The 550-nt window shown below is 42.2% G+C and carries 1 pseudogene; it reads left to right on the forward strand.

The window, feature by feature from the left end:
- Window positions 1–550 (forward strand): annotated as a pseudogene (locus R7Z77_RS27760) (EAL and HDOD domain-containing protein); the annotation flags it as partial.

The raw sequence follows: 550 nt of genomic DNA on the forward strand, positions 1-550 counted from the left end.
TGCTATCTGATCATTTTTTGTCGACGCATTACAACACGTTAGGTAACAAACTCGGTTTTGTTAACTTTCCCCACCAAAGCTTGGTCAACCTTGTTCCGACACTGTTTCCGAAAGATTCTCTGGTTATTGAAGTGCTCGAAGATTGTGAGCCTACGCAAGAGCTTCTCGATGCAATAAAACATCTGCACGAATGCGGCTACCGAATTGCACTCGACGACTTTGTACCAACTAAGGCTTGGAAACGCTTTCTTCCGTACGTATCGATGATCAAATTTGATATTCGTTTAGTACCAATTGAAAAAGCGGCAATTTTCATCCAAGCATTGAGCCAGTTTAATATCGATTTTTTGGCTGAAAAAGTCGAAACCTATGAAGAGTTTGAACAAGCGCTTGACGCTGGTTTTAACTACTTTCAAGGTTACTTCTTTAGTAAACCAGAAATGATCCAAAAGAAGCGCCTCAACCCGGCGTTTTGAACCGTCATCCAGTTGTGTAAAGAGATTGCTGATAAGCCCAGCGACTTCAAGGAAGTGGAGCGTCTGTTCGCTAT

The sequence above is a fragment of the Vibrio sp. 1401 genome (assembly GCF_033340295.1).